The sequence below is a fragment of the Microcoleus sp. K5-D4 genome (assembly GCF_036704575.1).
GTDB lineage: Bacteria > Cyanobacteriota > Cyanobacteriia > Cyanobacteriales > Microcoleaceae > Microcoleus.
This window is the reverse complement of record NZ_JAUBSD010000046.1, coordinates 15487-29914: the sequence shown is the minus strand read 5'-3', so window position 1 is coordinate 29914 and position 14428 is coordinate 15487. Positions and strand designations below refer to the sequence as shown.

The 14428-nt window shown below is 45.9% G+C and carries 11 protein-coding genes and 1 tRNA gene; 8 read left to right on the top strand and 4 right to left on the bottom strand.

Annotated elements, in window-relative coordinates:
• The first annotated feature begins 25 nt into the window (after window positions 1–25).
• The 6 genes from zds (at window position 26) to QUA77_RS15835 (ending at window position 9342) form a co-directional block, all read left to right on the top strand.
• Window positions 26–1462: a 9,9'-di-cis-zeta-carotene desaturase gene (gene zds, locus QUA77_RS15860; protein WP_333438208.1), complete on the top strand. Its 1437-nt coding sequence runs from the start codon at window positions 26–28 to the stop codon at window positions 1460–1462.
• Between the two features lie 285 nt (window positions 1463–1747).
• Window positions 1748–2194, top strand: a complete 447-nt coding sequence (locus QUA77_RS15855; RefSeq protein ID WP_015175311.1) for an SRPBCC family protein — start codon at window positions 1748–1750, stop codon at window positions 2192–2194.
• 106 nt (window positions 2195–2300) lie between these two features.
• Complete coding sequence (locus tag QUA77_RS15850; RefSeq protein ID WP_333451077.1) at window positions 2301–4328, top strand: serine/threonine-protein kinase; 2028 nt, start codon at window positions 2301–2303, stop codon at window positions 4326–4328.
• 87 nt (window positions 4329–4415) lie between these two features.
• Window positions 4416–4489: transfer RNA gene (locus QUA77_RS15845), tRNA-Val, on the top strand.
• A gap of 163 nt (window positions 4490–4652) precedes the next feature.
• Entirely contained in the window at window positions 4653–5261 is a 609-nt protein-coding gene (locus tag QUA77_RS15840) for a Uma2 family endonuclease (RefSeq protein WP_333451075.1), read from the top strand.
• A 532-nt stretch (window positions 5262–5793) separates the two neighbouring features.
• Complete coding sequence (locus QUA77_RS15835) at window positions 5794–9342, top strand: PAS domain S-box protein (protein WP_333451073.1); 3549 nt, start codon at window positions 5794–5796, stop codon at window positions 9340–9342.
• A gap of 351 nt (window positions 9343–9693) precedes the next feature.
• Here QUA77_RS15835 and QUA77_RS15830 read toward each other — a convergent pair whose 3' ends face one another.
• Both QUA77_RS15830 and QUA77_RS15825 read right to left on the bottom strand, forming a co-directional pair.
• The gene (locus QUA77_RS15830; protein WP_246276752.1) at window positions 9694–9855 is read right to left on the bottom strand and encodes a hypothetical protein; all 162 of its coding nucleotides are present in this window, start codon (window positions 9853–9855) and stop codon (window positions 9694–9696) included.
• 7 nt (window positions 9856–9862) lie between these two features.
• Window positions 9863–10861: a hypothetical protein gene (locus QUA77_RS15825; RefSeq protein WP_333451071.1), complete on the bottom strand. Its 999-nt coding sequence runs from the start codon at window positions 10859–10861 to the stop codon at window positions 9863–9865.
• Window positions 10862–11222: 361 nt separating this feature from the next.
• Here QUA77_RS15825 and QUA77_RS15820 point away from each other — a divergent pair, with 361 nt between their 5' ends.
• Window positions 11223–11504 (top strand): helix-turn-helix domain-containing protein, encoded by a 282-nt coding sequence (locus tag QUA77_RS15820; protein WP_172187560.1) that lies wholly within the window; start codon window positions 11223–11225, stop codon window positions 11502–11504.
• 111 nt (window positions 11505–11615) lie between these two features.
• On the opposite strand, the gene arfB is transcribed toward QUA77_RS15820, so the two are convergent.
• Both arfB and QUA77_RS15810 read right to left on the bottom strand, forming a co-directional pair.
• Window positions 11616–12029, bottom strand: coding sequence for an alternative ribosome rescue aminoacyl-tRNA hydrolase ArfB (arfB, locus tag QUA77_RS15815; protein ID WP_333038823.1), 414 nt, complete (start codon window positions 12027–12029; stop codon window positions 11616–11618).
• A 75-nt stretch (window positions 12030–12104) separates the two neighbouring features.
• Window positions 12105–12575, bottom strand: coding sequence for a restriction endonuclease (locus QUA77_RS15810; protein WP_333451068.1), 471 nt, complete (start codon window positions 12573–12575; stop codon window positions 12105–12107).
• A 346-nt stretch (window positions 12576–12921) separates the two neighbouring features.
• Here QUA77_RS15810 and QUA77_RS15805 point away from each other — a divergent pair, with 346 nt between their 5' ends.
• Window positions 12922–14400, top strand: a complete 1479-nt coding sequence (locus QUA77_RS15805) for an alpha-amylase (RefSeq protein ID WP_333451066.1) — start codon at window positions 12922–12924, stop codon at window positions 14398–14400.
• Window positions 14401–14428: the final 28 nt, after the last annotated feature.

Genomic DNA, 14428 nt, shown 5'->3' with positions numbered 1-14428 from the left:
AAAAATACTGTAAAGGATAGGTAAAATGCGGGTTGCGATCGCAGGTGCGGGACTAGCTGGAATGACCACAGCAGTCGATTTAGTGGAGGCCGGCCACGAAGTAGAAATTTTTGAATCCCGCCCGTTTGTCGGCGGCAAAGTCGGCAGTTGGGTAGATCCCGACGGCAATCACGTTGAAATGGGTTTGCACGTCTTCTTCGGCTGTTATTATAACTTATTTGCGCTGATGAAAAAAGTGGGAGCTTTTGACGATTTGCTCCTCAAAGAACACGTCCACACTTTTATTAATCGAGGCGGCGAAACTGGTTCTTTAGATTTTCGCTTTCCCGTGGGTGCTCCTTTGCACGGTTTGAAGGCATTTTTCACGACATCTCAGCTATCCGTACAAGACAAAATTCAAAATGCGATCGCCCTGGGAACTAGCCCGATCGTCCGAGGTTTGATAGACTTTGACGGGGCCATGAAAACTATCCGCGATTTGGATAAAATTAGCTTTGCTGACTGGTTCCGCAGCCAAGGTGGCAACCAAAACTCGCTCAAAAGAATGTGGAATCCGATCGCCTACGCACTGGGTTTTATCGACACAGAAAATATTTCTGCCCGGTGTATGTTGACAATCTTTCAATTCTTTGCATCAAAAACCGAAGCCTCTGTCATGCGGATGCTGGCTGGTTCTCCCAACGAATATTTGCACAAACCAATTGTGGAATATTTGGAAAAGAAAGGAGCAAAAATTTACACGCGGCGCAGAGTGAGAGAAATTCAGTTTGAAGAAGGCGAAGAAACCCGCGTAACAGGCTTGGTAGTAGCTAACGGCGAAACAGAAGAAAATATTACCGCAGACGCTTACGTTTTCGCCTGCGACGTGCCCGGAATTCAGAAAATATTGCCCCCAGCTTGGCGCAAATGGTCAGAATTTGACAACATTTATAAATTAGATGCTGTGCCGGTTGCTACAGTACAATTGCGGTTCGACGGTTGGGTAACGGAACTGGAAGACGAAGCCAAGCGCAAACAGTTGAGCCACGCTGTAGGAATCGATAATTTGCTATATTCAGCAGATGCAGATTTTTCTTGTTTTGCAGATTTGGCGCTGACAAGCCCCAAGGATTATTATCAAGAAGGAAAAGGTTCGCTGTTGCAGTTGGTGCTGACACCGGGAGATCCGTTTATTAAACAAAGCAATGAGGCGATCGCCCAACACGTACTTAAGCAAGTTCAGGATTTATTCCCGTCAGCGCGGGAATTAAACATGACTTGGTACAGTGTAGTTAAGCTAGCTCAATCTTTGTATCGCGAAGCACCGGGAATGGATGTTTTCCGCCCTGCTCAAAAAACTCCGATCGCCAATTTCTTTCTAGCAGGAAGTTACACTCAGCAAGACTACATTGATAGCATGGAAGGAGCGACACTTTCAGGCCATCAAGCGGCTAAGGCAATTCTCGAAGCTTACAGTCATTAGTCATCAGTCGTCTCGATCCCCCCTAACCCCCCTTAATAAGGGGGGAAAAGAGCGTTCTCAAAGTCCCCTTTATTAAGGGGGATTTAGGGGGATCGAAAAATCGACTACAAGTGATATTCCTAGTTCCCCGGCTATGCCTGGGAATGCCGATCAGGAGGCTCTGCCTCCAATATTCGAGAGGAAAAGCGAGGCGGAGCCTCTGGATCTGCGTTACCCGGCTATGCCTGGTAACAAGAAACAAACAATTCTTCAATCTAAAATCTAAAATCTAAAATCTAAAATCGCATGACTGATTGGTTAGAACACAGCGTCCAAGTAGAAGTGGCAATTCCCATCGAATTAGCGTGGCAACTCTGGTCAGATTTAGAGCAAATGCCGCGCTGGATGAAGTGGATAGAATCTGTTCATGTTCTCGAAGAAGATCCAGAATTGTCTCGCTGGAAACTCGCAACTGGCGGGTTAGAATTTAGCTGGCTTTCTCGGATTCTCAAATTAGTGCCGAATCAGATAATTCAGTGGGAATCGGTAGACGGTTTGCCAAATCGAGGTGCGGTAAGATTTTACGATCGCAAAGACAGCAGTATCGTCAAGCTGACAGTGGCTTACGGAATTCCCGGCTGGCTGGGAAAATTGATGGATAACCTATTTCTGGGCCGCGTGGTTGAATCGACAATTCAGGCTGACTTGGAAAGGTTTAAAGAGTATGCTCTGAAAGTAAAAGCGACATCTTAAATTCTGAGGACTAAAGTCGTTTGGTTTTTAATTGTAACGCGAGAGTCGATCGCCCCCCGGCCTCAGTATCATAGAGATGTGCTGCTGATTCCTTCTCGGTTCAGTTATGAGTTACTGCCTAAACCCCGCCTGTCAAAACCCGCAAAATGCCGATCGTACCCAATTCTGCCTGAATTGCGGCTCCAAACTGTTGCTGAGAGAGCGTTACCGCGCCCTCAAACCCCTGGGGCGCGGCGGTTTTGGTCGCACTTTTTTAGCAATAGACGAAGACAAACCCTCAAAACCCCGCTGTGCAATTAAACAGTTTTTCCCGCTATCTCAAGGTACCAGCAGCAGCGAGAAAGCAGCAGAATTATTCAACCGAGAAGCGGTGCGGCTGGACGAATTGGGGAAACACCCGCAAATTCCCGAACTGCTGGCGCACTTTCAGCAGGAACGCTATCAGTATTTGGTACAGGAATTTATAGAAGGTCAGAATTTACAGGAAGAGTTGGCGCGGACTGGGCCTTTTAGCGAAAGTCAGATTCTCAGTCTGCTGAAGGATTTATTGCCAGTATTGCAGTTCGTGCACGATCGCAGTGTAATTCACCGAGATATTAAACCGCCCAATATTATCCGCCGCCGCATTTCTCAAACTCCCACCATTTATACTTACCCAACATTAACCGGGGAATTAGTTTTAGTTGATTTTGGCGCTGCAAAAGTTGTGGAGGGTTTGAGACACACCGGTACAGTCATCGGTTCTCCCGAATTCGTGGCGCCGGAACAAATTAGAGGTCAAGCGGTTTATGCCAGCGATTTGTACAGTTTAGGAGTAACTTGCATTTATTTGCTGACTCAAATATCTCCTTTTGATATGTTTGATATCAATCGAGATGCTTGGGTTTGGCGAGACTTTTTAAAAGTTCAAATCGATCCGAAATTAAGTCGCATCCTCGACAAAATGATCGAACCAAGTCTCAGTCGCCGCTACAAATCAGTAGCTGAGGTATTGAAAGATTTGCAGCTGCAGTCGGCGGGGGCGGGCATGGGGACACCGCCCCTACCACCGCCTAAAATTTCCGTGCCGCAGAGAACCCCTGCGGTGCAGAATGCAGTGCCACCAACGGTTGCAGGCACAATTCTACCTGTGCCGCCGATGCAGCGGGTTGTACCCGCACGCGCGCCCACTTGGAGGTGTGTTCATACTCTGGTAGGGCATTCTAATGCTGTCACGTCGGTAGCTTTCAGTCCAGATGGCGCGACTTTAGCTAGCGGCAGTGAGGACAAGACGATTGAGATGTGGAAGTTGGAGACCGGTAAGCGGTGGTACACTCTCACGGGTCATTCTGACTGGGTGACTTGTGTGGCGTTTAGTCCTGATGGCGCTACTTTGGCTAGTGGCGGCCGTGATAAAACAATTCAAATTTGGGACTTGAATAAGGGTAAGTGGTGGTACACTCTCACGGGTCATTCTGACAGGGTTTATGCTGTGGCGTTTAGTCGGGATGGTCAGGTTTTGGCTAGCGGCAGTCGGGACAAAACTGTGCAGTTGTGGAATTTGAATAAGGGAAGGCGGATGTCGGCTTTGACGGGTCACGCTGGCGGGGTGGAGGCGGTGGCTTTTAGTCCTGGCGGGGAGTTTTTGGCTAGTGGCAGTCGGGATATGACTGTGCAGTTGTGGGATTGGCAAAAGGGTCGATCGATTTGTACTTTAGCAGAGCACGGGGATTGGGTGCGGGCGATCGTTTTTGCGGCGAACTCCCCCAACTCCCTGGCCGGTCAGACCCCCCCCAGCCCCCCCTTGGTAAGGGGGGGAGTAGGAGAAGGATTGATTTTGGCTAGCGGCAGTCGGGATGGTACGGCGAAGCTGTGGCGGGTGGATGCAGAGGGGCGAGGGACGCTGTTGCGGAGTATGAGGGACAATTCTGGGGATGTTTTGTGTCTGGCGTTGAGTCCCGATGGTCGGGTTTTGGCGACGGGGAGTCGGGATGGCACGATTTATTTGTGGGATGCGGGTACGGGGGGTTTGCTGGAAATTCTGACGGGCCACGGGGGGGAGGTTTTGTCGGTGGCGTTTAGTCCTGATGGGGGGAGTTTGGCTAGTGGTGCGGGCGATCGAACTGTGAAGATTTGGCTGGGGATTGGGCATTAGGGGCGATGTCAAGAGTGCCCGCTTAAAAAAATCTCATATTTCTGCTTGACAGGCGATCGAATGTTCTGCTACATTAGGAATTCGTGAGGACGCATAGCTCAGTTGGTTAGAGCACTACGTTGACATCGTAGGGGTCACTGGTTCGAGTCCAGTTGTGTCCATAAATTTCCATCATTTATACATCCAGGGTTTGAGGTTGGCCGTCCTACCGAGAGTGTGGTCTTTCGCTGGACAATTAACCTATTAGTTAGATAATGAACTAACAAATCTGACACACCCTACTGAGTCAGAATCAAATGATATTAGAGCATTGGAGACTTTACGATGACTCAAGCAATATCCAAGTTAATGACTTTTGATGAATTCCTGGAATGGAAACCAGAAAAGGGACGCTATGAATTACATAACGGACTTATTGTTGAAATGGCAAATCCAACTGGTAAACATTCAGCGAGCGCGGGTTTTCAAGCGATAGAATTGGGTTTAGAAATTCGGCGATTACAACTTCCTTACTTTATTCCCAAGGAATGTACCATTAAATTTAACGATAACTCGGGCTACGATCCAGATGTGATTGTATTAGATAAACAAGCCGTAGAAGCCAATGAGCCTCGATGGGAAAGAGAATCAGTTATTACTCAGGGAAATTCGGTTAAATTAGTTATTGAAGTTGTCAGCACAAATTGGCGCGATGATTATGCACACAAAATGATTGATTATGAAGCATTAGGCATTCCTGAATATTGGATTGTAGATTATTTGGGTTTAGGGGGTGGCCGTTATATTGGTTATCCCAAACAGCCTACTTTATCGGTTTATCAGTTAGTAGATGGTGAGTATCAAATTAAGCTGTTTCGGGGAGAGGAAAGGATTGAATCAGCGGTGTTTCCCGAGTTAAATTTGACCGCTAAGCAAATTTTTAACGGTGGATAAGTGCTGAGGCGATCGCATAGCTAAGTTGGTTAGAGCACTACAATGGCATTGTAGGGGTCACTTGTTATAGTCCAGTTTTGTCACCTAAAACCCGCCCACAAAGCGGGTTTTGTTTTTTCTACAACCAAACTGGTAGATTTGGCATTATCAATTAGGAATGACAGAATATGTCTAGGGCAGAGATTTAGTACAGTCGCCACGTTTTGTCGAGGCTGTTGCTGGGCAGTTGCGTAGTTTGCATGAGTTCGCTGTTAAAGAAACGCTAGCCCCATTTTCGTCGGCACTATCCCCATCCGTGAACAAAGCGCAAGCAAGCAGAACAAGAAAGAGAACAACAGTTAGAATGCGCTCGCCTTGCATGGTCCCAAGCACAAGCCACTAACCGGATTCAAGACGAATTTTTAGCGGTGCTGTCCCATGAGTGGCGATCGCCCGTGTGCTTAAACACTGAATGAGTTAGGTTTTGGGCATATTATATCTTGATTCCCTAACAATAACTGGCATAATAGGTAAATAGGCAGGACTAACCGCAATGAATGTAGAACGTACACACTCCTTGAATGATGGACAAGAGCTGACTGTAAATTTTTCTCAAGAGCTATGTACGCACTGCCAACTACTCGAAGCACGACGATTTGCGGTGATAGTCGATCACATGGCTGAGGCTTTTATTTCTATTAATTCAGAGTGGCACTGCACCTATGTCAACCATAAAGCAGAGCAGCTTTTAAACAGGAAGCGGCAACACCTGATAGGCAAAAATATATGGACTATATTTTCGGTCGATCTTACCTCTGAGCTATATAAGTATTGTCATCGAGCGATCGTAACGCCAACGGCGATCGAGTTTGAAGAACACTACCCCTCACTCAACAAGTGGTTGAGAATTCGCCTCATCAAGAGTGAAGATGGCTTACTTATTTACTTCCAAGACACGACTCAAACATCTCAACTCGATCGACAATTGAAAGCCGAAATCACCAAGTGCCAGCAGGTGGAAGCCACTCTTCAGAAAGAACAGGACTTTTTGAAGGCAATCCTAAACAACGTTCAAGCTGGCATTGTCGCTTGCGATGCCGATGGCATATTGACTGTATTTAACCAAGCAGCTAAAGATTTTCATGGATTACCTCAGCAGCCAGTTCCACCGGATCAATGGGCCCAGTATTATGACTTGTATTTGCCCGACGGCAAAACACGGATGAATACAGAGGATATTCCCCTGTTTCAGGCATTGCAAGGAAAGAATGTTCGTGAGGTGGAAATGATGATTGTTCCGCAGCATGGAACTGCGCGAATGCTGTTAGCAACTGGACAGGCGATTATTGCCGCCAATGGCGAAAAACAGGGTGCTGTTGTGGTGATGCACGACATTACAAAACGCAAGCAGGCCGAAACTGCTGTGCGTGAGGGTGAAGCGCAATTATCGAGCATCTTCCAAACTATTCCTGATGGCATCACTATTCTAGATTCTACCGGACAGATTATTGCCGCTAATAAGGCAGCAGAGAGGATTTTAAGATTAACTAGCAGCGAAATTGTGGAGCGAGGCTATAACGATCCATCCTGGTTCATTACAACCGTGGAAGGTCATCCTTTCCCAGAAGAGGAACTGCCGTTTGCGAGGGTTATGCAAACAGGTGAGCCTGTTTATGGTATTGAACATGGCATTAGCCATGCCGATGGAACTCGCACGATTCTCTCGATCAATGCTTCCCCTTTGTTTGACGCAGAGGGACAAATTATCAATATCATTGCTGCTTTCAGCGACATTACTGAACGCAAGCAAACCGAAGACGAACGAGTACAACTTGTTCAAGAACAGGCAGCCCGTGCTTTAGCAGAGAATTCTCAACAACAATCAGCATTTTTAGCCCAAGTCAGTGCTGTCCTTTCCTCTTCACTAGAGTATGAACAAACTCTCCAAAGCGTTGCAAAGCTGGCAGTTCCTTATTTTGCAGATTGGTGTAGTGTTGATGTGCTGAATGACGATCGCACAATTGGTCGGGTTGCAGTTGCTCATTCAGATCCCGAAAAAGTGAAGTTGGGCTGGGAGTTGGCTCAACGCTTTCCGAGACATCTTGATGATGGGTATGGCATTTCTAAAGTCATGCAAACAGGACAGATTGAAATTGGGATTGAGATTACAGATGAACAGTTAGTTGCCACAGTGCCGAATGGTGAATACCTGGAAATCTTACGTGGAGTTGGGTTAAAGTCCTGCATCATTGCACCGCTACAGGCACGCGGGCGCGTGTTGGGTAGCATTACCTTTGTGTTTACTGAATCCGATCGCCGCTATCGCCTGGAAGACATTCCCTTGGCTGAAGATTTGGCTCAGCGAGCAGCGATCGCCATTGATAATGCTCGTCTCTATAATGAAACACAACAAGCGAAATTAGCCACCGAACTCGCTGCTAACCGGACGGCTCGACTGCTGGCGGTGATGACGGCTTTGTCTGAATCGCTAACCTCGGCTCAAGTGGCTCAGGTGATTATTGAACAGGGAATGTCCGCACTGGGAGCAAGTTCTGGTTTGGTTGCCGTATTAAATCAGGATGCAAGCGAACTGGAGATTATTCAAGCCATTGGCTATGAGCACGTAGGAGAATTTCACCGCAGTTTTTCGATTCATGCACCCTATCCTCTGGCAGAAGCCGTGCGAAGTGGGCAACCTGTTTGGCTAGAAACTATTGAAAACCGAATTGCCCGTTATCCTCATTTAGCCGAAGCGTATGCCAAGGCTGGTTCAGAAGCCTGGATTTCAGTACCATTGTTGATTGAAGGACAAGCCGTTGGTGGACTATCGCTGAGTTTTTCGAATGTTCCCCAACTTTCCGAGAGCGATCGCGCTTTTGTTTTGGCACTGGCACAGCAGTCGGCGCAGTCGATCGACCGAGCACGGCTCTACGAGTCAGAACAGCAAGCACGGACACAAGCAGAAGCAGCTAACCGAATTAAAGATGAGTTCTTAGCTGTCTTGTCGCACGAATTGCGAACTCCGTTGAATCCGATTCTGGGTTGGACTCGACTGCTGCGAAGGGGAACCCTGGATTCTCGCAAGACGGCGCTAGCTCTCGAAACGATTGAACGCAATACCCAGTTGCAAGTTCAACTGATTGAGGATTTGCTGGATATTTCTCGCATTCTGCAAGGGAAGCTGAGTTTGGACTCTACTCCTATTAATTTGAAAACAACTTTTAAAGCTGCGCTCGAAACAGTTAGTTTAGCCGCCGAAGCGAAAAACATTCAAATTCAAACTCATCTAGAACCCAATGTTGGCGATGTGTTAGGAGATGCTACCCGATTGCAACAGGTTGTCTGGAATTTGCTCACCAATGCCATTAAGTTCACCCCAACTGGAGGTCGAGTTGAAGTTGAACTAAAAAAAATTGATTCCTATGCTCAAATTCAAGTCAGGGATACAGGGAAAGGGATTAAGCCAGAATTTATTCCCTATGTATTTGACACATTTAGACAAGCCGATAGCAGTATTACCAGAAGCTTTGGTGGGTTAGGGCTGGGATTAGCGATCGTGCGTCACGTCGTTGAGCTACATGGTGGGACTGTCAAAGCCGAAAGTTTTGGAGAAGGACAGGGATCAACATTTACTGTCACACTTCCTTTATTAGCCAGAAGCAATGATGCAAACAGCGATCGCAATGATAATCTCTCACTCAAATCTCACTCTTCACCCTTGGCTAGATTATGTATCCTGGCCGTCGATGACGAAGTAGACAATTTAGAGTTAGTTCAATGTATTTTGGAGGAAGCGGGAGCCACAGTGATCTCTGTATCTTCAGCAAAAGATGCGCTACAAAAGCTCAATGAATCTAAGCCAGATGTTTTGATTGCTGATATTGGGATGCCACAAATTGATGGCTATATGTTGATTCGTCAAGTCAGACAACTATCCACACAGGAGGGAGGAGAAATTCCCGCGATCGCCCTGACAGCGTATGCAGGGGAGACAAATCAACAGCAAGCACTAGCAGCCGGATTTCAAAGGCATCTTCCCAAGCCTGTTGAGCCTGAAACGTTAGTGGAGACAATTGAGAAATTGCTTCATCCAATAGAGTAAGGCCGAGTATTAGACATCTGTGGAAAGTAAGATTCAGCTACCTCGGTACAAGGATTTCAAATTGATTATTGGAGATGTATTTTGAGTATAGTCTGCGAAAATGTCACGAATTGAGGGCTAGCCTAATGCTGCTTGGCTTAGATGTATGAATAGGCTCTGCTAAGGCATTGCTCCCCAAACCCGATAATATATCCTTGACACCAGCCCTGGGCCGACAACGCGGGAAATTTTAACTTTGCCTCACAGTTGGGAAATTCCGATCGCAACCTTAAGCAATGTCGATCGCCCCCAGCCCACCAGTCCGCCAGTCCATCTCAGGACACGGCACCGCGCCGTGTCCTTAACCGTAACTTATCGGCGACAGCCTTCGGCGATCGCCCTTAACACCGCTAGCCGCACTTCTGGATGAGATTTTTCAAGCCCGTTGGCCCGAAAAATCCAGTGTCCGCCGCCCGCGTGTTCGATCGCAATCTTTTGTCCGTCAGGCAAAACTATTTGCCACCAATTCAACACTGTGGCTTTAATAAGGTGGCACTGAATTTCGTTCAGTTGAGCCTCCATTAATTTCAGTTGACGCATGATTGGATTTTGGGCAGATGACTTCATGATTTTTCTCATTAAATGAATTCGACTGTTTCTCGGCTTTGATTTCACTTTGCCGATTTTTGAACTTAACTTCACCTTCCGAAGTTTTCGCCTTAACTTCCCTTTCCGAAGTTTTCGCCTTAACTTCCCTTTTACCACCTTTAGGGCCAACTTTGACTCCAAAACCTTTAGACTTAACTTTTCCTGGGGCAGAAGTTGAAATCTGTTCCGTTGCCGGCTTCTTAAACTCCGCGTCTAATTGGTCTAAAATCTCCTCTTGTTCGGGAGTATGTTCGGCTGGCTGGTCTAAATTTCTGGGATTGTATTCGCCAACCAACCTTGCCAAAAATTCCGAAATAGACAGTCCGGCTGCGGCTGCTTTTTTGGTTAAAAGGGCGTAGGTGTCGGTTTTAATGCGAATTTGTTTGAGCCGGAGGTTGGGATTGTTGTCAACTGTTTCGGCAATAGTTACTGCGGTAATCCTTTCTTTTGGTATAACATCGACAACTTCTTGCCACTTTTCCTGTAAACGACAGTCGCCATATTGGTCGGTAATCGCGTGTTTGAACAAAGGAACAACTTGAGCAACGCAGCTAGGCAAAATCTCAAATCCGGCTTTAATTAAGCGCAGGCAAATGCCAGCAGCTTTGATAATTTGCGTGCAGTAAAAATACTGCCTGCCTAATGCTTGTTCGCAGTAACTTTTAAAAGTTTTGAACTTGTCTTTGTACAATCGCAGCTTTCGGATCGCGTCTAGCATGATTCCTTGACGCACGTAGTCGAGAAATCCCCTTTTAATTTCGCCTGTCAGGTAGTCTAAATCGTGAAAGGGAGATTGATTCTGGATTTCTTCTTCAAAGTCTAGCAGCGGGCCTGCAAAGTGAAAGTTGGAGGCGACATCGCCTAGGTAGAAGTTGTCAATTGATGTGGACATGATCTGGAATGGTTCGAGAAAGGGCACGATAGCACGGAAGTTGTGCGATCGCAAAGGAGAAGTTTTGGTCTGGATCTTTGATACAATTTTGAGTTGTGTTGTCCTGTGAGGTCGATCGACCTTTTACATGGCATCACCTCCTCGGAGTTGAGGAAAAGAGGCTTGAGGTATGCGCCCAAGCCGCAAAAATACGCTTGGGTATGCAGGCACAATTGATAGACACGAAAAATCCGGCGGTTCTTCAAACCTGCATTTTGACGAAAGGAGGCTCGTTGAGCGGCCTTTGTTGTGCCTACCAACATGAAGTTTACGTCTTATCAAAGTCTTTGTCAAGACGTTTGCATCATGAATATTTCGTCCTATGATAGAAGAAGATTTACAAGAAAAGGAGAAGTCTCCATTGAGACTACTCAGAGAACAAGCTGGACTAACACGCCCTCAAGTCAAAGAAAAAATCGGAATTTCCGAGCGAAGACAAGCTGACTGGGAATTAGGCAAGGCTCTACCTAACGCTGAAAACATACTTGCTATGGCTAACCTGTACCAGGTTTCTCTAAAAACTATGTTTGAGGTTTTAGGATTAGACGTAACCAAAATTCCCGATGACTTACCAAGTCGATCGCCCTCGCCTAACGACAACTAACCTGCAGGGGTTCGGAAATGTGTAGGGAAATGGGTTTGAGTCATGCACCCAAGCCCGGAAAATACTAAGGCTATAACTAAAAACTCAGAAGCCCGATCGACCTTTCATCGCTCAATCCGTGACTTTCCCTCTCAGAGCTTTAATCTGCCCTCGCTTGGTTTTGCTGTCGAGACGCTTGCGCTGGGAACTACGAGTTGCTTTGCTGGGTTTGCGCCTTTTCGGTATGACGATCGCACTTTTAATCAGTTCTTGCAGCCGTCTCAAAGCCTCCTCCCGGTTTTGTTCCTGGCTGCGGTGTTCCTGGGCTTTGATCACAATCACACCTTCGGAGGTGATGCGCTGGTCGTTGATTTGCAACAAACGCTCCTTGTAGCGATCGGGCAATGAGGAAGCTGGGATATCAAAGCGCAAGTGAATCGCACTCGCCACCTTATTTACATTTTGCCCCCCCGCGCCTTGAGAGCGAATCGCACTAATCTCGATTTCGCGATCGTCTATGAACACTGTATTAGAAATTTGTAGCATGATTCATCATCAGTGAAATTAAAGATACTGGGAAAGCAGTCCATCTTTTATATATTACTTAGTTTAGTATATAAGTTATTTACAATTCTTAGCTGTCAGGATGAATTCGATGAGTTTTTTTCTATCCCATAACTCTACGTCGTTAGATTTAGCAAGATTGTAAGCATTTTCGGTAAATCTGTTGTTGGTGATGACTCTTCCTTTATTTCCTTTGTAATGTCTGACGGCTCCTGCTACTTCTTGAACTGCTTTAATCCCAACTGGATTTTTGCTTCTTTTCGCTTGAACCACGGTTTTGGAGCCATCTTTGTATAAAATTAAATCCGCCCCATAATCTTGACTATCTTGAGTTAAAGTAACAGTATAACCAAAATTTATAAAATGAAACTCTAGAAATTTTTCAAACTCTTTTCCCGTCATTTCATCCACTTCCAAAATACCACTGTCTAATAAACGCTTTTTTTCCTCTTCTTCTTTCAATGTATCCAATACCGATGTCGCAATCACACCCAAAACGGCAGCGTCTCTTCCAATAAAAGATTTCATAAAATTACATTTTTTTAAAAGGAGTAATTATGATGGTAACAGATTTGCTCAGTATAGTTATCTACTAAGATCACAAGTAAGATAACAAGCACATTGTGATCTTAATTACTGATTCTTTTAGATTCCCGATCTAGGACTTGGGCTTTTTGTCTGCACTCAAGTTCAAGTATGGTTCAAAGAGTAAGGCGAAAGTCAAGAGATGTTTTAGTTGAGAACTGTAACAAAACTTTAATCACACCCCAACCGGAGTTTTAGAAAAAATTAATGGGGATACAGTGACAATGGGCAAGGCTGTAGCCTAAGATCGCCTTAAATTGTCAGTATCATCTCAAGGCAAGGGTGAAAAATGGCAGATATCAACGGCACGATGATGCAATATTTCCACTGGTACATTCCCGATCGAGGAACCCTGTGGGATGAGGTGAAAAATCAAGCACAAGAATTGGCTGATGCAGGTTTTACCGCACTGTGGCTGCCCCCAGCTTACAAAGGAATGGGCGGGCAAAGCGACGTTGGATATGGGGTTTACGACTTATTTGATTTGGGAGAATTCGACCAAAAAGGTTCAATTCGCACCAAATATGGTACTAAGCAGGAATATTTGGATGCGATCGCAGCCCTGCACAAATCTCATATCCAAGTCTATGCCGATGTAGTTATCAACCACAAAATGGGTGCAGATGCAGCAGAGATATTTAAGGCAACTCCTTATCCTTACCACGAGCGGCTAAATCCCAAAGGTGGGTTGCAAGAAATCAAAAGCTACACTCATTTTAACTTTCCCGGACGCAAAGGTAAATATTCCCAATTTGAATGGCACTGGTGGCATTTTGACGCAGTAGACTACAACGAATACAATAAAGACGATCGCGGCACAGTCTATTTGGTAGATGGGAGAATTTTTGATGACTATGTTGCCCTAGAAAATGGCAATTTTGCATATTTAATGGGGTGCGATCTGGATTTCCAGGATCAATGGGTACGAGATGAAATTACACGCTGGGGTAAGTGGTATCTCGACACAACAGGTGCCGACGGTTTCCGTATAGATGCAATCAAGCACATATCGTCTTGGTTTTTTCCGGAATGGTTGGATGAAATGGAGCGATATGTCGGCAAAGATTTGTTTGTTGTCGGTGAGTATTGGGCACCAAATATTGATATCCTGCACTGGTATGTCGGTTCAGTTAAGGGCAAAATGTCAGTTTTTGACGTGCCGCTGCATTACAACTTTCATTACGCCAGCCAACAGGGCGGTAACTACGATATGCGGCGCATCTTAGACGGTACAATGATGCAGCAGCAACCGACTCATGCAGTAACGTTTGTCGAAAATCACGATTCCCAACCGCTGCAAGCACTTGAATCTGTGGTAGAACCCTGGTTTAAACCTCTTGCTTATGCGATTATTCTATTGCGAAGAGAAGGTTATCCCTGCGTTTTCTACGGCGATTATTACGGTGCAGAATATGAAGACTGGGGGCGTGATGGCAATCGGTATAAAATTTTTATGCCGTCTCATCGATCGCTAATTGACAAGTTTCTCCATGCTCGCAAACACTTCGCCTACGGCCCTCAATATGACTATTTCGATCATTGGAATACCATTGGCTGGACGAGATTGGGCAATGGGAAACATCCACAGGCAATGGCAGTAATTATGAGTGACGGCCCGGAGGGTTCCAAGTGGATGGAAGTTGGTAAACCTCATGCTAAGTTTGTGGATTTAACAGGGCATATTAAGGAACCTGTTTCTACTAACGAGTGGGGTTGGGGCGAGTTTCGCTGTCAAGGCGGTTCAGTATCGGTGTGGATTCAGGAATAAGATCGGTTGGTAGTAATATTATTGTCTA

Excerpts from the sequence above, each read along its gene's own strand:
- zds (WP_333438208.1), top strand. The coding sequence starts at position 26 with ATGCGGGTTGCGATCGCAGGTGCGGGACTAGCTGGAATGACCACAGCA.
- QUA77_RS15855 (WP_015175311.1), top strand. The coding sequence starts at position 1,748 with ATGACTGATTGGTTAGAACACAGCGTCCAAGTAGAAGTGGCAATTCCC.
- QUA77_RS15850 (WP_333451077.1), top strand. The coding sequence starts at position 2,301 with ATGAGTTACTGCCTAAACCCCGCCTGTCAAAACCCGCAAAATGCCGAT.
- QUA77_RS15840 (WP_333451075.1), top strand. The coding sequence starts at position 4,653 with ATGACTCAAGCAATATCCAAGTTAATGACTTTTGATGAATTCCTGGAA.
- QUA77_RS15835 (WP_333451073.1), top strand. The coding sequence starts at position 5,794 with ATGAATGTAGAACGTACACACTCCTTGAATGATGGACAAGAGCTGACT.
- QUA77_RS15825 (WP_333451071.1), bottom strand. The coding sequence starts at position 10,861 with ATGTCCACATCAATTGACAACTTCTACCTAGGCGATGTCGCCTCCAAC.
- QUA77_RS15820 (WP_172187560.1), top strand. The coding sequence starts at position 11,223 with ATGATAGAAGAAGATTTACAAGAAAAGGAGAAGTCTCCATTGAGACTA.
- arfB (WP_333038823.1), bottom strand. The coding sequence starts at position 12,029 with ATGCTACAAATTTCTAATACAGTGTTCATAGACGATCGCGAAATCGAG.
- QUA77_RS15810 (WP_333451068.1), bottom strand. The coding sequence starts at position 12,575 with ATGAAATCTTTTATTGGAAGAGACGCTGCCGTTTTGGGTGTGATTGCG.
- QUA77_RS15805 (WP_333451066.1), top strand. The coding sequence starts at position 12,922 with ATGGCAGATATCAACGGCACGATGATGCAATATTTCCACTGGTACATT.